This window comes from Streptomyces sp. NPDC096324 (genome assembly GCF_044763015.1).
GTDB lineage: Bacteria > Actinomycetota > Actinomycetes > Streptomycetales > Streptomycetaceae > Streptomyces.
The window spans coordinates 380,062-397,785 of sequence record NZ_JBIWFK010000007.1 but is presented as its reverse complement, the minus strand read 5'-3'; the positions used below and the strand labels follow the sequence as shown (position 1 = coordinate 397,785).

The window sequence follows — 17,724 nt, the reverse complement described above, 5'->3', positions numbered from 1 at the left end:
CCGGGCAAGCAGGCGGCATAGCGGTGGCGGGGGCCCCGGCGCTGGGGAGACTGATCTCGCGCTGCTCTAAGCTCGGTTCACCCTGAAGGGCCTTCCAGCGGGTCGGGGCGCGCGATCTATGGTCTCGTCTCAACTATGCCCAAGATCTCCAAAATCACCGCATCCCGGGTACAGGAGTTCGGTCCGGTGACCGACCGGCGCGAGGACATGGACGGTTACACGGTCGAGTTCGTATCTTTCGCCGCGGACACCGACCTCGATGGCCCGCTCAAAGCCCTGCCCGGGAGTCAGTGCCCCTGCCCTCACTGGGGCTACGTCTTTGCCGGACACGTGCGCTTCGTCTTCGACGACCACGAGGAGGTGTACGAGACCGGTGATGCGTTCTACACCCCGCCTGGTCACCGACCCTACGTCGACGCCGGCACCGAACTCCTGCAATTCAGCCCGACCGAACAGCTCGCCGAACTTGAGCAAGCCATCGCGGAGTGGATGAGCAAGCAACAAGGCGGCTGAGAATCGGCGGGGGCGACCAGCACGGTTGAACGCCGAATCCAGGGATAGAACTTTCCCTACTTCATCAAGTGCCCGCGCGAGCGCGGGCTGGCCCATGGGGCCCGGCCCCTCTGCGCCTTCGGCGCCGGGGCCGGGACCCTGGGGCCGCAGCAAGCGACGGCCCATGAGTAGAGACCCGGACATGGAGTCTCTCGGTCAGAACGTGCCTCCGGCGGGGGCGCTCAGGCTCCGAGATGGCGGGGGCGCCGTTCGCGAGTGCCAGCCGAGTGTGGCGTGCGCGGGGTGCTCCCATCCCGTCCGCCATCGACCCAGGCAGAGCCGAGCAGACGCGGCCCAGGGCGTCCAGGTCGTTCGTCCGGCAGGGCGCTCCACCTGGACGCCCTGAACCACGCCCGCTCCACGGTGTGTGGGTCGACGGCAGACGGGATGGGAGCCGGGGTGAGTGGTGGGTTGCGGTAGCTGAGCGGCGTGAGTCCAGCGGACCCGGGATCAAAGCAGCAGCTCGGGCGGGGTAGCCTGGCATTCCATGGCAATAAGCACCGCCCTGTGGTCCTTCGCCCTGGTTGTAGGGCTTCTCACTCTGACTCCCGGACTCGACACCGCGCTGATCTTGCGCACCTCCGCCCTCGGTCGGCGCAGGAGAGCCTGGGGAGTCGTCCTCGGAATCCAGACCGGCACCCTGCTATGGGGTGCGTTCACATCCCTCGGAGTGACCGCACTTCTCACGGCCTCCCACCTCGCCTACACCGCGTTGCGCTGGATCGGCGCCGCCTACCTCGTCTGGATGGGGGCCCGCATGCTCCGGGACACCTTCCGGGCTCTGCCCGCGGCAGACACGACCGATGCAGTCCTGAACGCCGGCGCGGACTCGGTCACCGGCGGCTGGCGACAGGGAACACTCACCAACCTCCTCAACCCGAAGATGGGCGCCTTCTACGTCGCCGTCCTGCCCCAGTTCATCCCTACAGGCACGGATCACTTCACCATGGGCCTTCTGCTCACCACGGTGCACGTCCTCATCGGCCTGCTCTGGTCTGCCGTCCTCATCGGCTTCGCTCGTATCCTGCACGGCTGGCTCCGCAAGCCCCAGGCCCGCCGCCTGCTCGACCGGATCACCGGCACGGTCATCGGCATCTTCGGCATCAGACTGGCGCTCAGTAACTGACCATCCGACTGTCAGAAATCAGCAGGCAGAGCAGCGCCGAATCGGGATCAAGTCTCGTTGGAACTGCGGATCAGAAGGCATCGTGCCCCAAACGTGCCCGATCGAGCGGGGAACGACGGTGAACCGCGGGCACCCACGGGCACCCACGGGCAGCATGCAGCGCAACGGCCCCTAGAAAGCGCCGTACCTGGTCAGGGGCCGTTCACCTGCGGTGGGCGTGGGATTTGAACCCACGGTGACTCGCGCCACGACGGTTTTCAAGACTGTCCGCCAGGCCTCACCGCGGCAGGTCGAGGTGTGCAAGGAGGCGCAGCACACCAGCGAGGTGATCGAGATCGTGCCAGAGGGGGATCACGTCCTCAGGATCGCGTCGCACGAGCGCCGTAATCTCGGCGACATCGTCGCTGACCTGTCCGCAGCCAAGCGGTGCTGCTGGCGTCTCGCTCATGTCGAACGCAGTCGCAAGGTCGAGAGTCCAGTAGTAGTCCGTGGACACCCTGGAGAGGTCCACCTCGAGGCCGAACCGGCGTTCCGTCTCGTCTAGGAGTACAGAACAGGCCCGCCGGAGGTCGGCCATCCTCAGCACGTATTCGCTCTGCGTCATGCGAGCGATGATCCCGGGTGCTGACATCAGTGGCTGACACCAACAAGCGCGAACAGTGACGGCCAGCACCAGATCTCAGCGGACGCTCGACCGAAGCGCCTAGCTGGTCGACCGGTGTCGACAGCTTCCCGTGATTGACCTGATAAGGATGAGGCCACAGCTTCAAAAGCTCGCGACTATCCCGGCGTAGGCTGCCCGACTTGCCGACCTCCTGCCGTCGCCGGACGGACGTATGGCCCTTGATACCGTCCCGCCTGTGAAGAATGCGCACTGGTGGCCGAAGACGAGACACCTGCTCGTGGCCTGGCTCATCACGACGCCAACCCTGTGGGCGGTGGGCAGGCTCACTGGAGAGCGTGAGGGCATCGTTTCTTGCGCTGTTCTTGCCGTCTGGGTGACCGCGGGCGGTGAGCTCGCGCCCAAGTGGCATCGGTACCGTCGATCAAGGAAGCAGGCTCGGAACGCCGCCGCATGATCAAGGTCGCGTCGTGTGCCACGGCCGTGCCAGAACGGGCGGGGAGCACCGGGAAGCCACGGACAGTGGCGTGATCCGGGAACGAGAACGACCCCTGACCAAACTTGCTGGTCAAGGGCCGATTCCCATTAGGGTGGCGGCGCCAGGATTCGAACATGGGAAGGCGAAGCCGGCAGATTTACCGACTCCATCCGCCCGCTTGATCGAAAGACGGCAAGCACAGAGCCCCCGCCCAGAGTTCTGAGCGGAGGCTCCGTACAGCGACCGCGAGATCGCTAGGTCAGCCTGTGATGGGGCTTGTAGCGCATGCGGCGTAGGCAGGGCCGAGGTCGAAACCCTGGTTCCACGGAGCAGGGCAGGGAACGTTGACGTTGACCAGGGAGGCGCCGACGGTACCCACGAGCTGGTCCGCCGCCCCGATCAAGTTGACTGGCGCAGCAGCGGTTTGGCCGAAGCCGCTAGGTGTCGGGTCTGCGTTGGCTGTCGTACCGCTACCGAGGATTACGGCGCCGACGAGCAACGCGACCGCACTCATCCTTCTTCCACGCATCAGGATTGCTCCGTTCTTTCATGTCAGCACGGGAGTGGTGCTGCTCGCCAGAACGACTGCAGCCTGATCTTGGTCACTCCATGGGGAGTACAGCAGCGAAATACCGCAACCTTCGCGACCAGCCCCGACCGCCATCGGCCCTGGGTGACCTTCTGACGTGCCCGGCAGGCCTCAGCGACCATCGTGCCCATAGTTCGCATCGAGGGGTGTCGATCGGGCGGCGGGTTACCTCTGCCATTGAGACTGCGGCATTCGAGCGGTAGCGGGCAGCCGGGTAGTACGATTCCGCTCCCATGACCCAACTCACGGGGGAGTTCCGCATGGCCAGCTACGAAGTACACGCCCAAGCCGCGAGCGATCTCTTGGCACCGATCAAGATCGGAAAGCTGGCCTCATATGAAGTCCGTGCCCAGGTTGCACAGGTCGAAGCCCTGCTGGCACTCGCCGCAGCCGTCGCCGGTCGTCAGACGGGATCGTCATTGCAGCCGCCGCAGTCGGAGCGGTAGCCGGGCCGTCACGGGGGCGTCCGGAGCGGACCAAGGTTGACAGATGTCGACAGCTACGGCGGCAATCGCTGTCTTGGCCTTGTGCACTGACCGACCTCTTTAGAGCTACGGATCAGAAGGCTTCTGACATCCACGTCTGACATCAACAACGCCGGACGGGGCCGCACGCCAGCAACTCTGTCCGGCCGTCGCACCAGTCGACGACAGCAGCGTGAGCCGTCGCGGATCGAACTCCTAAAGCAGGTGTCGCAGGTTCGAATCCTGCCGGGGGCACAGCATGAAGGGCCAGCTCAGGAGGGGTTTCCCCCTGGGCTGGCCCTTTGCCGTGATCACGGCCGTGCCACACGCTCGGTGGCTCAAGCCGTCAAGCCGACTGATCCTCGTGGCCCCACCGCGCCCAGAGAACGTGTTGCCAGTCGTTGTCCATGGCGTCCGGACCGGGTTTGGAAACGGCAGGTACCGGTCTGGGCCCTGTCTCGATGAGATGGAGGAGAGTCCAGGCGACGCCGTAGCAGTCGTCCGGGCCGAAGCAGGCAGCCAACGCCGCCGCCTCCTCGGCCGTGACGGGCCGGGGGATCTCCTCCAGTTGTTGCCACCGCCTGTCGATCTCCTCTTCGCTGCCATCCCAGCCAGGAAGAGGTCCGTCTGCGACAAAAAGCTGAACCTCGGGTCTCACCCCCGAATGCTCACCTGTTCCGTCCACAGTGAGCAAGACACAGTTCAGGCTCCTTCCGGTCTCCGCGCGAGTAGGCGCCATTGGGCCGGCAGCCTCACAGCACCTCCGAGGGGCGCCGGGACGCTTGCACCAGTAGCAAGAGCTCGTGTCACGTACATCGCAGGCGACTGACATCAGCGGCAAAGAAAAGGCGGGGGGTTCCACTTCTCGAGGGGTCTGGCGGAGAACGGAGGTGTCGGCGTCCGCCCCTGGGCGAGGGTGGCCTCGTCGACAGTTCGCCGTCGGTTTCTATTGCACGCGGCGGCGGCCCTTGGAGCGGCCGGGGTAGGGGAACAGGCGTGGGCGGCGTTTGGCGGCGACGTCCTCTATCCAGCCGAAGAGCAGGATCGCCAGGCAGATCAGCGGGACGGCTGTGATCAGCGGGGTCCATTTGCTCGACAGCAGCCACTGCGCGTGGTCGTAGAGGAAGGGGTTGCTCCACAGCGGGTCGATCAGCGGTTCGGTGATGACCAGCACGAAGGAGTGCCAGAGGTAGACCGTGACCGCGCGGGAGTTGAGCAGGGTGATCACGCCGTTGAACCGCTCCAGCGGCTTGGGCCACTGTTCCCAGGACGGGCTCAGGTGGAGCAGCAGCATCACCGCGCCGAACGACCAGATCGCCTGGGCGACCGGCACCGCTTCCAGGTCGTGCCCGAGCCGGGGGTCGTCCACCGGCGCCCGCATCAGCCACCAGAAACCGAACATGAGCACCAGCGGTGCGATGGACGGCACGACGTACTGCGGGATCTTGCGGAGCAGCCCCTCCTGGTGGGCCATGCCGAGCAGCCAGCAGGAGCCGAAGGTGGTGAAGTCGGTGGCGGCTTCCATCAGCCGGCCGGACTGGTCGATCAGGCCGGAGTTGATGACGAACGCGAGCGCCAGCGGCACGAGCAGGGTGACCCAGGGCAGCTTGCGCATCGCCTTGAGCAGGAGCGGCGACAGCAGGACGTACCAGAGGTAGGCGCGCAGGTACCACAGCGGCACACAGATCTGTTCGGCCCAGGACGCCGGCAGGTGTCCGCCGAAGGTGTCCAGCGAGGCCCCGAACGGCGGCTCGCTGAACGGCAGGATCCAGTAGGCGAGGTCGCCCCACCACCAGTTGGGGTGGTGGAGGTCGGGGCGCCAGCCTTCCAGGAGCATCAGCGGCACCACGACCGCGCCGAACAGCCACATCGGCGGCAGCAGACGGCGCAGCCGGCCGCGGATCACGCTCAGCGCGGGCCGGTTGAGGGAGCGCGCCATCAGCGACCCGGCCAGCGCGAACATGACGCCCATGGAGGGGAAGACGATCGGCAGCCAGGTCCAGCTGAAGTTGTGGTAGATCACCACGCGGACCAGGGCGAGCGCCCGCAGCAGGTCGAGGTAGCGGTCACGGCCGGGCTTCCGCGCCGGCGCCGGGGCGGTCTCCTCGGGCCCCGGGCCGCGCTGCGTGGGAATCCCGGCGGGGTCCACCCGCAGGGCGACGGTGTCGTAGGACTCCTGGATGCCGAAGGCACCTGGTTCCGCGGTGTTCATGAAGAGCTCGCCCCCGTTGTGACATCAAGTCCGACCTCGCCGGTGCGCCGCAGCTTCTGCCAGCGCAGCCGGCCCCCGGTCAGCGCGGTGATGGCGGACTGCAGCAGCACCATGTACATGAGCACCCGGTAGACCACCTGCTGGGCCGGCAGCGTGATCAGATGCCACGCCTTCTCCTTGTCCAGGTGGAAGGACCACCAGGCGCAGACGGCCTGAAGGGCCATCACGGCGAACCAGGCGGCCAGGGTCCTGTACGCGTCGACGAAGACCACGCCGTAGATCATGCCGATGTCGATGGCGGGCGCGAGCAGCGGTGTGATCACCATGAACAGGGCGACGAACGGCAGGCCCACGCGGCCGAAGTGGCCGGCCGCGCCGCGCTCCAGCACCGAGTGCCGGTGCTTCCACATCGCCTGCATGGTGCCGTAGCTCCAGCGGTACCGCTGCGACCACAACTGCTTCATGCTGACGGGCGCCTCGGTCCAGGCCCGGGCGTCCTCGGCGTAGACGACCCTCCAGCCGGCCCGGTGCAGGGCCATCGTCACGTCGGTGTCCTCGGCGAGCGTGTCGTCGCTCATGCCGCCCGCCTCCTCCAGCGCCGAACGGCGGAAGCCGCCCACGGCGCCGGGAATGGTCGGCATGCAGTTGAGCACGTCGTACATCCGGCGGTCGAGGTTGAAGCCCATCACGTACTCGATGTGCTGCCAGGCCCCGATGAGCGTGTCGCGGTTGCCGACCTTGGCGTTGCCGGCCACGGCGCCGACGCGCGGGTCGGCGAAGGGCTGGACGAGCTCGCGGACGGTGGACGGCTCGAAGACCGTGTCGCCGTCCATCATCACGATCAGGTCGTACGAGGCGGCGGCCACACCGGTGTTGAGCGCGGCCGGCTTGCCGCTGTTCGGCTGCCGGATCAGCCGGACCATCGGCAGGTCGAGCTCCTCCACGATGGCGGAGGTGTCGTCGCTGGATCCGTCGTCGACCACGATCACTTCGATCGGGTAGTCGCTTCTGGTCAGGGACAGCAGGGTGTTGGTGATGCACTCCTGCTCGTTGTACGCGGGCACCACCACGGTGACCGGTTCGGTGACCGGGTCGCCCCAGGAGAAGCCCTTCTTCCGGGTGCGCCGCACGTGGACGGCGGAGAGCACCAGCATGAGCGCGAACCGCAGCATGACGAGGACACCGACGACCGCGAGGAGGCCGACGAGCCACGGCAGCAGGTGCACCGAGAAGGTGGTGCACCACAGGAACGCCTTGCCGAGCCACAGGTTGTAGCTGGAGACCTCGGTGTTGGCGGAGCCGGTGCCGAGCGCCTCGCCGATGGTCTTGAAGGTGTAGCCCCTGGCCTTCAGCTTCTCGATGATGACCGGCAGCGCGTCCAGCGTCTGGGACCGGTTGCCGCCCGCGTCGTGCAGCAGGATCATCTCGCCCTGGCCGGGGAGGTCGGGCATGGCGGACTTGACGATGGCGTCGACGCCGGGGCGTTTCCAGTCGTCGGTGTCCTTGTCGATGAAGGCGGTCAGATACCCCTCGGACCCGGCCTGCTTGGTCACCGGCCACGACCAGTCGTCCAGCGCGTCCACGGTGGAGGAGTAGGGCGGGCGGAACAGGCTGGTGTGGATGCCGGCGACACCGGCCAGCGCGAGCTGGGTCTCGCCCAGCTCCCAGGTGAGCCGGGTGCCGGAGTGCAGCGCGAGGTCGGGGTGGGTGAAGGTGTGCAGTCCGATCTCGTGGCCGCCGGCCACGATCTGGCGGATCAGCGACGGGTTGCGGGTGACCATCGAGCCGGTGACGAAGAAGTCGGCGCTGATGTTCTCCTTCTTCAGCACCTTGAGGATCTTCGGCGTCCACTGGGCGGACGGTCCGTCGTCGAAGCTGAGGACGACCGTCTTGTCCGGGATCGAGTAGTTGACCGGCTTGTTCTTCTTGTCGCCGCGCGCGTCGACGATCGGGCCGCCCTCCAGCACGCTGGTCGGGACGGTGGCCTTGTCCACCGAGGTGGCGATCTTCTCGTCGTGGAAGACCTCGTTGTTCGCCATGCCCCGCAGCACCATCAGTGCCAGCAGGGTCGCCAGCACGGTCACCGGCAGGAAGAAGCGCAGGGGAGGCGCGGCGAGTCGGCGCGGGCGCGCTATGGACTGCCGGGGGCGTTGGTGACGGGAGCGGGACATGGACTTCCTGGTCGTTCGCGTCTGGCTGCTGCGCGGTGTCGGGCACGGAGTCCGACGCCGTCGTACAGGCCGTCGTCGTCGCGACGACCGACGCGGTGGTGTCGGGTGTGTTGGCTTCTGGCTACTGCGCGGTGTCGGGAACGGAGTCCGACGCCGCCGTACCGGCCGTCGTCGTCGCGGCGACCGACGCGGTGGTGTCGGGTGTGCCGGCTTGCCCGGGGCCGTTCACGGAGCTCGACCGTGTGGGGTCGGTCACCGGGCTCGACGCCGTCGTACCGGCGTCCGCCGTACCCGTGTCCGCCGTCGCGGTGGCCGACGCGGTGGCGTCGGGCGTGGTCACCGTGGGGGTGGCGGTGACCTCGGTCGCTGTGGCGGTGGTGCTCGTTCCGGGCTCGACGCCGGGAGCCGCGGGCAGCGGCGCGTTCAGGTACTGGCTGGGCGGCGTGGTGTTCGCCGTGCCCGGGATGGTCAGGGCGGGCGCCTGCGACTGGGTTCCGACGAGGCCGGAGATCATCGCCACGACGCACCCGGCGCAGAGGATGCCCACCAGCCAGCCGAGACCGCGCAGACGGCGGCCGCGCTGACCGGTCTGGTCGACGAAGACAGGAGCCGGCTCGACCTCCGTGGAGGTACTGGTCATCGACAGCTCCGGGCCTTCCTTCGTGCGTGGCATGACGACCGCCGGTCCGGCGGTGCCGAACTGGCGGTGAGTAGTGCGGAAAAGTGATCCATGTGCGAGGAAAGAGAGATTATTCGACCCGCTCCTGTTTCCGTACCAAGATTATTATGAAGATTCGATGAAGGTCACGCGGGTCTCGTAGAGTTCGGTGTGTCGTCGGCAAGTCTCGTAGAGTTCGCTCCGTCGCCTGCCCACCGCCTGATCGGACCTTCCCGCATGGCCATACCTCGCAGCCGCCGCGGCCGCCGTCTGACGGCCGCGGTGATCGTCGTGGTCGCGCTCTCGTTCCTGGTGGACGCCTGCGCAGGCGCGGGCGGCGGGGGCGACGCCAAGCCGGGTACGGCCTCCGCCCCGGGCGCGCGCTTCGACGTCTCGTCGCTGATCGAGCCGTCCGGCCGCGCGCTGGGCGTCGTCGACGACAAGACGCCCTGGCAGTACGACATCGTCGACACCTTCGCCGAGGAGGCCGGGCGGGCCCCCGACATCCGCGAGTACTACAGCTCCTGGGGCGACGACTTCGACACGGAGGGCAACGCCTTCCTGTGGCAGCACGGCCAGTTGCCCATGATGGCGCTGGTGCCCTCCGACACCTCGCTCGCCGACATCGCCCAGGGCCAGGACGACGCCTACATCCGCCGGCTGGCGGGCCAGGTCGCCGCCTACGACGGCCCGCTGGCCCTGTCCTTCGCCGGCGAGATGAACGGCCCCTGGAACTCCTGGGGCCCCAAGGAGACCAAGCCCGCCGACTTCGTCGCGGCCTGGAAGCACCTGCACGACCTGTTCGCCGACCGGGGCGTCACCAATGTGATCTGGGTGTGGACCCCGCACGTGGTCGACTCGGGCACCACCGCCAAACTGCGCCCGTACTACCCGGGCGACGCCTACGTCGACTGGGTCGGTCTCATCGGCTACTACGGGCCGATCGACGGCGTCGCCTTCTCCAGCCTCTTCACGCCCACCATGCGTCAGATCTCGGGCTTCTCCGGCAAACCGGTACTGATCGCGGAGACCGGGGTGGCGGAGAGCAGCCGCAAGGAGTCGGACATCCGCGACCTGTTCCAGGGTGCCGCGAAGGCCGGCGTCATCGGGCTCGTCTGGTACGACCAGCGCAAGGACTGGCCGGGCGGCAAGCAGCTCATGGACTGGCGGATCAGCACCTCGGTGGGTGCGCGGGCCGCGTTCCAGGTGGAGAGGGCGCGGGCCGGCTTCGGTCATTCGTTCACCAAGGGCTGATCCACGGACAGCCGGGGGAAGTCGGGCGCGAGCCCTCGAAGAAACGATCTTTATCGTGGCGCATCACTGCGGCAGGCGCATGCGGATGCCCGACCAGGGGAGAGCACGGAGATGACGACGGATTCGTCGCCGGGGCAGGGGGCTTCGCCGGAGGACGAGGGCTGGGCCTTCCGGCCCCGCAGGGCGTCCGCCGAATCACAGCCGTACCGGGAAGAGCAGCCGTACCGGGAAGAGCAGCCGTACCGGGAAGAGCGGTCGTACCGGGCACAGCGGTCGTACCCGGAACAGCAAGCGGCGTACCCGGAACAGCGGTCGGCATACCCGGAGGAGCAGTCGTACCCGGAACGGCAGTCCGCGTACCCGGAGCAGCAGTCGTCGTACCAGGAGCAGCGGTCCTACGGGACACAGCAGTCGTACCCGGAACAGCGGCCCCACCAGGGACAGCGGTCGTACCGGGCGCAGCAGTCGTACCCGCAACAGCAGCCTCACCGGGAGCAGCAGTCCCACCAGGCACGGCAGCCGCACCGGGAACAGCAGCGGACGGAGCCGGCCGTGCCGTGGGACGGCCGGTCGCCCGCCGAGCCGTACGACGACAGCTCCTCCGGTACCCGGTGGGACGGCACCATGGCGCTGCGGGTCTCCGAGCCCCCCGCCTCGGAGCCGCGGCCGGACTCGGGCGCGGACGGCAAGCGGGCCGGGAAGCCCCGGCGGGTGGGCAGGATCGTGCTCACCCTCGCCCTCCTCGCCGCCGGGGGGACCGCCGCCGTCCTGTTCAAGCAGGAGGAGGCCGCCGCCGTCGCCTCGGAGAACCTGACGCGGGCGTGGCAGACGCCGGCGCCCGCCGCCGACGACGCGCTGATCGGCAGCTGGCTCACCGACAAGCTGCTCGTCCGGGCGGGCAGCCGGGGCGGACTGCGGGCGTACGACCTCACGGACGGCAAGCAGGTGTGGCGCGCCACGCCCTCCGCCGGCGCGGCCGAGCGCGGCACCGTCCCCTGCGCGATGTCGCCGACGCTCAACGCCCAGGGCATCGGCACGGTCGCCTTCGGCACGGACGGCAGCACCTGCACCTGGCTGGCCGGTGTCAAGGCGTCCACGGGCAAGATCCTCTGGTCCATGCCGCTGACCGGCGCCAAGCACCGCAGTCCGGCGACCGCCGCGACCTATCTGCAGGGCGATGTCGCCACCATCGTCAGCGAGAACTTCCTCGGCGGTGTGGACGTCCGCACCGGCAGCCGCGTCTGGGGCTACAAGGCCCGCGGTCACTACTGCAACGCCTACGACTGGGGCACCGACGGCACCGTGCTGGTGGACGACTTCTGCCTCGACAAGAAGACCCGGTTCACCCTCACCGCGTACGACGGGAAGACGGGGAAGGTGATCTGGAGGAAGCCCGAGAAGGCCCACTCGGACGTGACGCACGTCCTGTCCGGCTCGCCGCTGATCGCCTCCGTCCACACGGCGCGCCAGGACGCCGTACGGGTCTTCGACACCGCCGGGAACGGCCGCAAGCTGGCCGTCGGCAACGACGAACTCACCTCCGGCAACGACACCGGCGCCGACCACTCCGCCCGGCTCTACGGCAAGGTCCTGGTCACCCCTGCCCTGGCCGCCGGCCACCCGGTGATCGACGGCTTCGACACGAGGACCGGCGCCAAGCTGTGGACGTACCGCTCCGCCGCGCTCGCGATCCCCGCGTCCGGGACGGACGGCAAGGCGTACGCCGTCACCACGTCCGGCCCCCCGCAGCTCGTGAGCATCGACCCGCGCACCGGTCGCAGCACCCCGGTCGCGGGCCTGCCGAAGGGCACCGGCAAGTGGAACTTCACCTCGGGCACGGTGTACGTCACGGCGGACGGCGGCGTGCTGGAGCTCAACGCCCTGGGCTCGAACGGCGGTGTACGGCTCTACCGGTAGACCGGGCCGTCACGCCGCTGTATCAGAATTTCGCGATCGCGAAGGCCCCGGCCGGTCATGGCCGGGGCCTTCGAGCCGGTCGTCCGGATCAGGCGGCGCCGGTGACGCCGGGGGCGATGAAGCGGCGGTGGAGGGGGTTGAAGGAGGTGTCGGGGGCGCCGGTCATGCCGGCCTTCTGGATCGCGGGGGCGAGGCGTTCGGCGAAGAAGGCCTCGAACGCCGCCTGGGACTCCCAGACGTCGGTGACGTGCAGCCCCCGCGCGTCGAACCAGGCCACGTGCATCTGACCGCCGGCCCCCGGGATCTCCTCCCACTGCACCGCGTCCCGCACGGTGTCGTACTGCTCCGGCGTGGCTTCCGCCCAGTGCATCGACATCACGATTGCCATGTCCGGCCCCTTGCTGCTCGTAGTGGTCACACCGTTTCCCGGTATCAGCAGACACCCGTCCGCCGCCGCTCACACCTCCACGGCGGCCAAAGGCGTTCCCCCCGCCGGGACCGGGCACCGGGATCGTTCCATCCGGCGGGCCGCGCCGGGCAGAGCGTGCGGAGGCACACCGGCGCCCGCGGACACGCCCGTACGCTCGTCCCGACTCCCCCGCTCCGGCGACGTCGTGGTTCCCGGCGGATCTCTCAGTCCTGGAAGCTCCGCGCGCCCGGACGTCCGTGCCCAGGCATCCCGTTCGGCACCGGCCACACATGGGGAGTTGTCACCGCCGCCGTACAACCTCTGCCGGTTCAGGGAGAGTTCGCCTCGGATTGCCGCACCCCTGGTCCGGACGGCTCCGGGCGTCGGCCCTCCGGAGGCGCGGCGCGGTGGCGGAGCAGCGCGGGGGCCAGGGCCAGCGTCACGGCGATCGACGCGGCGGCCATCACCGTCATCGCCGTCGCGGGCGAGGCGAGTTGGGCGATCCCGCCCGCCAGTGCCGCGCTCACGCCCTGCAGGGTGAGCATGCCCGCGGTGTGGAGCCCGAGGGCGTGGCCGCTGAGCTCGTCGGGGATGAGCGCCACCAGGCGTTCCTGCTGGATCAGGCTCGACCCGAAGCCGATCGAGGCGAGGGCGGCGAGGGCGGCCGCCACGGCCACGCCCGGGCGCAGCACGAAGAAGAGGTAGGGCGTCGCGAGGAGCAGCAGGAACGGTATGCCGAGGCGGGCGCGGACGCGGGGCGGCAGCAGCCGTCCGGTCGTCACGTCCCCGATGAACATGCCGAGGGCCGCGAAGGCGAACAGCGCGCCGGCCCGGCTCGGCGCGTACGACACGTACAGCGATTCGCAGCCGCCGACCAGGCCGTTCGGCACCCAGAGCAGGAGATAGAGGGTGCGGCGCTCCGGTGAGGAGAAGAGGCGGGCGTTCGTGCTCCAGGTCCGGGCGACGGACGGGCGGCCCAGGGCGCGCGGCGCCCGGGGTGTCAGGCCGAGCCGGGCGGTCAGGGCCGCCGTCAGATACAGCCCGGCTGCCAGGAGGAGCGTGACGCGCGGGGACAGCAGGGCCACCAGGACGCCACCGGTCGCGTATCCGGTGATCTGGGCGATCCCGCTCATCATGTTGAACACCGAACGCCCCAGCAGATAGCCCTCCTTGGCGAGGATCTCGGTCAGCAGGCCCCACAGGACCCCGCCGCCGAAGGACTGGATCAGACCGAGGAGCAGGAGGAGGGCGAAGATCGTCCAGATCGGCAGACCGGGGACGGCCATCGCCGCCGTGCCGAGCCCGAAGAGGAGCGCGATGCCCGCCACGGTCGCGCGCGGCGGCAGCCGGTCGGCGGCCGAGAGCAGGGTGGCAGCGCCGACCATCTGGGCGAGCGAGGGCCCGAACATGCTCAGCGCGCTGAGCAGCGGCGAGCCGGTGGCCCGGTACACGAGGGTGCCGAGGGCCAGACCGCTCACCGTCGAGGCGGCGGTCCGGAAACAGGAGGACAGGAAGAGCGGGGTGAACTCCCGCGTGCGGAAGAGCTCGGAGTAGCTGCGCATGCGCGGAGTCTGCGGGGACGCCCGGACGGTCGATATTCTTTCGCGCGGGCGCGAAACGTCAGGAGCGGGGAGGAGACCGGCATGGGCTGGTGGCAGGTGAACGCCGACACCCTCGCCGGGAGCCGCTTCGTGCTGTCGCCGCTCGCCGAGACGTTCGCCGCCCTGAAGCTGCTGCACTCGGGGGCGGCGACCCACCCCGGTGAACGCGCCTGGCTGGACGCCCATCTGCCTGCGTACCGCGGGCGGCTGGCCGCCGACCCCGTCACCGCGCTGCTCGTGCGCTGCGGGCTCGGGCAGGCGTGGATCGCCGACTTCCTCACCCCGACCCCGTACGGCGACGAGACCTTCGAGACCGAGGTCGCCCGGGTGCGGGACGTCTCGCCCCGCGACGCACGCGGCCATCTGGTGCGCTCGGTGGGCGGCCCGCTGCCCGCCGCCCTCGCGGACCGTGACGATCTGCCCGAGCGGGCCGCCGCCCTGCTCACCGCCGTGTGGGAGGAGTCCGTACGCCCCGACTGGGAACGGCGGCGGCGCGTCCTGGAGGCCGATGTGGTGGCGCGGACGGCGCGTCTCGGCCAGGGGGGCTGGGCGGCGGCGCTGGACGGGCTGCGGCCCGGGACGCGCTGGCTCGGCGGCAACAGGCTCCAGGTCAACCTCCACGAGTACCCGCCGCGCGAGATCTCCGGCGCCCAGCTCGTCTTCGTCCCCGTCACGCCGAAGGCCGGCTGGGTCTGCTGGGAGGGGCGGGACCGCTACGCGCTGGTCTACCCGTGCACGGGGGCGCTGACCGACGTGGGTGCCGCGGTGGTGCCGGAGAGTCTGGGGGCGCTGCTCGGGACGGCCCGGGCCGGTGTCCTGGTCCGCCTCGACTCCCCCCTGTCCACCAGCCAGCTCGTCGCCGTGACCGGGCAGGGGCTGGGGTCGGTCGGCCGCCATCTGCGGGTGCTGCTGGACGCGCGGCTCGTGCGGCGGCGGCGGGCGGGACGGTCGGTGCTGTACTCGCGCACGGCCGCCGGTGAGGTGCTCGTCACAGCGCAGCGCCAGGACCTGTCCGGCAGAGGGGAATTGCCGGGCGGGCCCGGGGAGCGGAGCGGCGGGACCGGCCGGACCGTCACCTACCGGAGTTAGCATCCGCTTATGACTACTGACAACACCGGTACCTCCGTGCTCGACATCGAGATCGGCGCCCTCCAGGGCGGCTCCGCCGACCTGTCCCAGTACGCGGGCAAGGCCGTCCTCATCGTGAACGTGGCCTCCAAGTGCGGGCTGACCCCGCAGTACGCCGGTCTGGAGCGGCTGCACGAGCGCTACGCCGGCCAGGACTTCACCGTCCTCGGCGTGCCCTGCAACCAGTTCCTCGGCCAGGAGCCCGGCACCTCCGAGGAGATCGCCGAGTTCTGCTCCGCGACCTACGGCGTGACCTTCCCGCTGACCGAGAAGGTCGAGGTGAACGGTGACGCGCGGCACGCGCTGTACGAGCGTCTGGTGGGCACCGCCGACGCCGAGGGGCACTCCGGCGACATCCGCTGGAACTTCGAGAAGTTCCTGATCGGGCGCGACGGCACGGTCGTCGGCCGCTTCTCGCCGCAGACCGAGCCGGAGGCGGCCGAGCTGGTCTCCGCCGTCGAGAAGGCCATCGGCTGAACCCTCCCCCGCGGTTGACCTTGCCCCTGGGGCAAGGGAGAGCGTCCCTGTCACCGGGCGGAAGGCGCCCGGTGACGGAGGATGACAGGGTGGACAAGGACCTGCTCACCATCGGCGCGTTCGCCTCGCGGGCGCGGCTCTCGGCGAAGGCTCTGCGGCTGTACGACCGGCTGGGCCTGCTGGCCCCGGCGTACGTCGACGAGGTCAGCGGCTACCGCTACTACCGGGCCGGGCAGACCGAACGGGCCCGGCTCGTCGCGCTGCTGCGCCAGCTCGACATGCCGCTGGCGCGGATCGCGGACGTGGTGGAGGCGCGCGGCACGGAAGCCGCCGAGCTGCTCGCCGCGTACTGGGACGGTGCCGAGGTCCGGTTCGCCTCGCAGCGGGCGCTCGCCGACTACCTCCGTGGACGTCTTTCCGGGAGGAGTTCCGAGATGTACGAGAAGTTCGTCGTCGAGACCAGTGAGGTGCCCGAGCAGGTCGTGCTGACCGAGAAGCGGCACGTCCTGGCGCCCGAGCTGCCGGTGTGGATCCCCGGCTCGCTGGGGCGGCTGGAGGAGGGCGCCCGGGAGGCCGGGGGCGTCACCGGGCCTCCGTTCGTCGTGTACCACGCGGAGGTGAGCGTGGAGAGCGACGGCCCGGCCGAGACGTGCGTGCCGGTCGCCGACGAGGCCGCCGCACGGGCCTGGGCCGAGAAGCAGGGACGGGCCACCGGGGCCGGGGTGCGGGTCGAACCGGCCCGCCGCGTCGCGTTCGTCCGCATCAGCAAGGCGCAGGTCGCCCACCCGCAGATCCTGGCCACCTTCGAGGCGGTCGAGAGCTGGGTCGGCGAGCGCGGGCTGACCGTCGACGGCCCCTGCCGGGAGATCTACTTCGCCGACTGGGACGCGGCGGGACCGCAGGACCCGGTCTGCGATGTGGCGTTCCCGGTGAAATGACCTGACGGGACGTGCCGGGGTGGCGTGGCGCCGCGCGGCGGCCGCGCCACGTCCACCTGCACGCGGTGCAGCGCCCACCTTCGTGTGACATTGCGGGCACGGCACGCGGGAGCCATGTACGAGTGGGGAGTTTCGGTGGTCTCGTCCCCTCCCGGGAGTTCGCTGTGCCTTCTGTCGCTTCCTCGGTCCCTGTTCCCGCCCCCGCGCAGGGAGGCGAGACGTCCACGGAAGTGGCGGAGTACCGGTTCTCGTGGGAGGGCTACGGGTACACCGCGCGGGTCGCCCGGCACGGCTCCCCCGTCACGGAGCCGCTGCTCGTGCTCGGCGGGTCGGATCAGACGCGGTACTCGTGGGTGCGCCACGAGCGGTGGCTCGGTGAGCTCGGGACCCTCGTCACCGTGGATCTGCCCGGATTCGGCGACGCGGACTTCCTGCCCGCCGAGCACGGGATCGACTTCCTGGCCGAGTGCGCGGGCCACATGCTGCGCGGGCTCGGGCTCGGTCCGGTCAACCTGTACGCGGGGTGCTACGGCGGGGCGGTCGGACTCCGGCTCGCCCAGCGGTATCCGGAACTGCTGCGCCGGATCGCGGTGCAGGGGATGTCGGACCACGTTCCGGACTGGTTCGCCGAGGCGCTCGTGGGCTGGGTCCGGCTCCTGGAGCAGGGGCGCGTCCAGGAGACCGCCGAGGAGTTCGTACGGTGCTTCGTCCCGCCGCCCGGCAACCGCACCGTACGCAAGCACGCCGCGCTGGCCCGGCTGATGTACCAGCAGTTCGCGGCGCAGACCCCGCGCGATGTCGCCGTGACGGTCGAGCGGAACCGGCGGCTGCTGGCCCACGAGTGGTACCGGCGGGCGCCCGTGCCCGCCGTCCCGTACCTCGTCTTCACCGGCGAGCACGACACGCTGACCACCCCCGACATGGTCCGCTCGGTGGCGGCGGACCTGCCGGGCGCGTCGTTCACCACGATCGCGGAGTGCGGCCATCTGGCCCATCTCCAGCGGCCCCAGGACTTCTGCGATCTGCTCGTCCGCTTCTTCCGCGACGGACGGCCGGAGGAGGCCGGCCTGTCGTACTGCGGGCCGTTCGAACGGTTCTAGGGCCTGTCCGGCGGTTCGGGGCCGGACG

16 protein-coding genes and 1 tRNA gene are annotated in these 17,724 nt (G+C 69.7%); 9 read left to right on the top strand and 8 right to left on the bottom strand.

Annotation, left to right across the window (positions count from 1 at the left end; genetic code table 11):
- Nucleotides 1-135 precede the first annotated feature (135 nt).
- Both ACIQ7M_RS21605 and ACIQ7M_RS21600 read left to right on the top strand, forming a co-directional pair.
- Nucleotides 136-513: a hypothetical protein gene (locus tag ACIQ7M_RS21605; RefSeq protein ID WP_403646619.1), complete on the top strand. Its 378-nt coding sequence runs from the start codon at nucleotides 136-138 to the stop codon at nucleotides 511-513.
- A 526-nt stretch (nucleotides 514-1,039) separates the two neighbouring features.
- Entirely contained in the window at nucleotides 1,040-1,678 is a 639-nt protein-coding gene (locus tag ACIQ7M_RS21600; protein WP_403646617.1) for a LysE family translocator, read from the top strand.
- A 207-nt stretch (nucleotides 1,679-1,885) separates the two neighbouring features.
- Here ACIQ7M_RS21600 and ACIQ7M_RS21595 read toward each other — a convergent pair.
- Nucleotides 1,886-1,962 (bottom strand) — tRNA-OTHER (locus tag ACIQ7M_RS21595).
- Entirely contained in the window at nucleotides 1,956-2,282 is a 327-nt protein-coding gene (locus tag ACIQ7M_RS21590; protein WP_403646615.1) for a hypothetical protein, read from the bottom strand. The genes ACIQ7M_RS21595 and ACIQ7M_RS21590 overlap by 7 nt, the downstream gene beginning before the upstream one ends.
- A gap of 1,345 nt (nucleotides 2,283-3,627) precedes the next feature.
- On the opposite strand from ACIQ7M_RS21590, the gene ACIQ7M_RS21585 reads away from it, so the two are divergent.
- Nucleotides 3,628-3,813: a hypothetical protein gene (locus ACIQ7M_RS21585; protein ID WP_403646612.1), complete on the top strand. Its 186-nt coding sequence runs from the start codon at nucleotides 3,628-3,630 to the stop codon at nucleotides 3,811-3,813.
- Nucleotides 3,814-4,177: 364 nt separating this feature from the next.
- On the opposite strand, the gene ACIQ7M_RS21580 is transcribed toward ACIQ7M_RS21585, so the two are convergent.
- From ACIQ7M_RS21580 to ACIQ7M_RS21565, 4 genes are all read right to left on the bottom strand, one after another.
- Nucleotides 4,178-4,516 (bottom strand): hypothetical protein, encoded by a 339-nt coding sequence (locus tag ACIQ7M_RS21580; RefSeq protein WP_403646974.1) that lies wholly within the window; start codon nucleotides 4,514-4,516, stop codon nucleotides 4,178-4,180.
- Between the two features lie 261 nt (nucleotides 4,517-4,777).
- Nucleotides 4,778-6,043 (bottom strand): acyltransferase, encoded by a 1,266-nt coding sequence (locus ACIQ7M_RS21575; protein ID WP_403646609.1) that lies wholly within the window; start codon nucleotides 6,041-6,043, stop codon nucleotides 4,778-4,780.
- A complete protein-coding gene (locus tag ACIQ7M_RS21570) occupies nucleotides 6,040-8,214 on the bottom strand; it encodes a bifunctional polysaccharide deacetylase/glycosyltransferase family 2 protein (protein ID WP_355759516.1) in 2,175 nt (724 codons plus the stop codon). The genes ACIQ7M_RS21575 and ACIQ7M_RS21570 overlap by 4 nt, the downstream gene beginning before the upstream one ends.
- A gap of 121 nt (nucleotides 8,215-8,335) precedes the next feature.
- Nucleotides 8,336-8,854 carry a hypothetical protein gene (locus tag ACIQ7M_RS21565; RefSeq protein WP_403646606.1) on the bottom strand — a complete coding sequence of 173 codons (519 nt, stop codon included), beginning with the start codon at nucleotides 8,852-8,854 and terminating at the stop codon, nucleotides 8,336-8,338.
- A 255-nt stretch (nucleotides 8,855-9,109) separates the two neighbouring features.
- Here ACIQ7M_RS21565 and ACIQ7M_RS21560 point away from each other — a divergent pair, with 255 nt between their 5' ends.
- Together ACIQ7M_RS21560 and ACIQ7M_RS21555 are read left to right on the top strand one after the other, a co-directional pair.
- Complete coding sequence (locus ACIQ7M_RS21560; RefSeq protein ID WP_389844377.1) at nucleotides 9,110-10,126, top strand: glycoside hydrolase family 26 protein; 1,017 nt, start codon at nucleotides 9,110-9,112, stop codon at nucleotides 10,124-10,126.
- A gap of 111 nt (nucleotides 10,127-10,237) precedes the next feature.
- Nucleotides 10,238-12,043 (top strand): PQQ-binding-like beta-propeller repeat protein, encoded by a 1,806-nt coding sequence (locus ACIQ7M_RS21555; protein ID WP_403646603.1) that lies wholly within the window; start codon nucleotides 10,238-10,240, stop codon nucleotides 12,041-12,043.
- 88 nt (nucleotides 12,044-12,131) lie between these two features.
- Here ACIQ7M_RS21555 and ACIQ7M_RS21550 read toward each other — a convergent pair whose 3' ends face one another.
- Nucleotides 12,132-12,431: a hypothetical protein gene (locus tag ACIQ7M_RS21550; protein WP_403646600.1), complete on the bottom strand. Its 300-nt coding sequence runs from the start codon at nucleotides 12,429-12,431 to the stop codon at nucleotides 12,132-12,134.
- A gap of 350 nt (nucleotides 12,432-12,781) precedes the next feature.
- On the bottom strand, nucleotides 12,782-14,014 hold the full coding sequence (locus ACIQ7M_RS21545) for an MFS transporter (RefSeq protein WP_403646597.1): 1,233 nt from the start codon (nucleotides 14,012-14,014) through the stop codon (nucleotides 12,782-12,784).
- A gap of 81 nt (nucleotides 14,015-14,095) precedes the next feature.
- Between ACIQ7M_RS21545 and ACIQ7M_RS21540 the strand changes: the two genes are divergently transcribed.
- From ACIQ7M_RS21540 to ACIQ7M_RS21525, 4 genes are all read left to right on the top strand, one after another.
- Nucleotides 14,096-15,142, top strand: a complete 1,047-nt coding sequence (locus ACIQ7M_RS21540) for a transcriptional regulator (RefSeq protein ID WP_403646595.1) — start codon at nucleotides 14,096-14,098, stop codon at nucleotides 15,140-15,142.
- A gap of 9 nt (nucleotides 15,143-15,151) precedes the next feature.
- Nucleotides 15,152-15,658 carry a glutathione peroxidase gene (locus ACIQ7M_RS21535; RefSeq protein ID WP_355759530.1) on the top strand — a complete coding sequence of 169 codons (507 nt, stop codon included), beginning with the start codon at nucleotides 15,152-15,154 and terminating at the stop codon, nucleotides 15,656-15,658.
- A 71-nt stretch (nucleotides 15,659-15,729) separates the two neighbouring features.
- Nucleotides 15,730-16,596 (top strand): MerR family transcriptional regulator, encoded by an 867-nt coding sequence (locus ACIQ7M_RS21530; protein WP_403646592.1) that lies wholly within the window; start codon nucleotides 15,730-15,732, stop codon nucleotides 16,594-16,596.
- Between the two features lie 164 nt (nucleotides 16,597-16,760).
- A complete protein-coding gene (locus tag ACIQ7M_RS21525) occupies nucleotides 16,761-17,696 on the top strand; it encodes an alpha/beta fold hydrolase (protein WP_403646589.1) in 936 nt (311 codons plus the stop codon).
- Nucleotides 17,697-17,724: the final 28 nt, after the last annotated feature.

Coding starts and splice junctions, on each gene's coding strand:
- ACIQ7M_RS21565 (WP_403646606.1), bottom strand. CDS start 8,854: ATGACCAGTACCTCCACGGAGGTCGAGCCGGCTCCTGTCTTCGTCGAC.
- ACIQ7M_RS21560 (WP_389844377.1), top strand. CDS start 9,110: ATGGCCATACCTCGCAGCCGCCGCGGCCGCCGTCTGACGGCCGCGGTG.
- ACIQ7M_RS21605 (WP_403646619.1), top strand. CDS start 136: ATGCCCAAGATCTCCAAAATCACCGCATCCCGGGTACAGGAGTTCGGT.
- ACIQ7M_RS21555 (WP_403646603.1), top strand. CDS start 10,238: ATGACGACGGATTCGTCGCCGGGGCAGGGGGCTTCGCCGGAGGACGAG.
- ACIQ7M_RS21570 (WP_355759516.1), bottom strand. CDS start 8,214: ATGTCCCGCTCCCGTCACCAACGCCCCCGGCAGTCCATAGCGCGCCCG.
- ACIQ7M_RS21590 (WP_403646615.1), bottom strand. CDS start 2,282: ATGACGCAGAGCGAATACGTGCTGAGGATGGCCGACCTCCGGCGGGCC.
- ACIQ7M_RS21575 (WP_403646609.1), bottom strand. CDS start 6,043: ATGAACACCGCGGAACCAGGTGCCTTCGGCATCCAGGAGTCCTACGAC.
- ACIQ7M_RS21535 (WP_355759530.1), top strand. CDS start 15,152: ATGACTACTGACAACACCGGTACCTCCGTGCTCGACATCGAGATCGGC.
- ACIQ7M_RS21540 (WP_403646595.1), top strand. CDS start 14,096: ATGGGCTGGTGGCAGGTGAACGCCGACACCCTCGCCGGGAGCCGCTTC.
- ACIQ7M_RS21550 (WP_403646600.1), bottom strand. CDS start 12,431: ATGGCAATCGTGATGTCGATGCACTGGGCGGAAGCCACGCCGGAGCAG.
- ACIQ7M_RS21600 (WP_403646617.1), top strand. CDS start 1,040: ATGGCAATAAGCACCGCCCTGTGGTCCTTCGCCCTGGTTGTAGGGCTT.
- ACIQ7M_RS21545 (WP_403646597.1), bottom strand. CDS start 14,014: ATGCGCAGCTACTCCGAGCTCTTCCGCACGCGGGAGTTCACCCCGCTC.
- ACIQ7M_RS21585 (WP_403646612.1), top strand. CDS start 3,628: ATGGCCAGCTACGAAGTACACGCCCAAGCCGCGAGCGATCTCTTGGCA.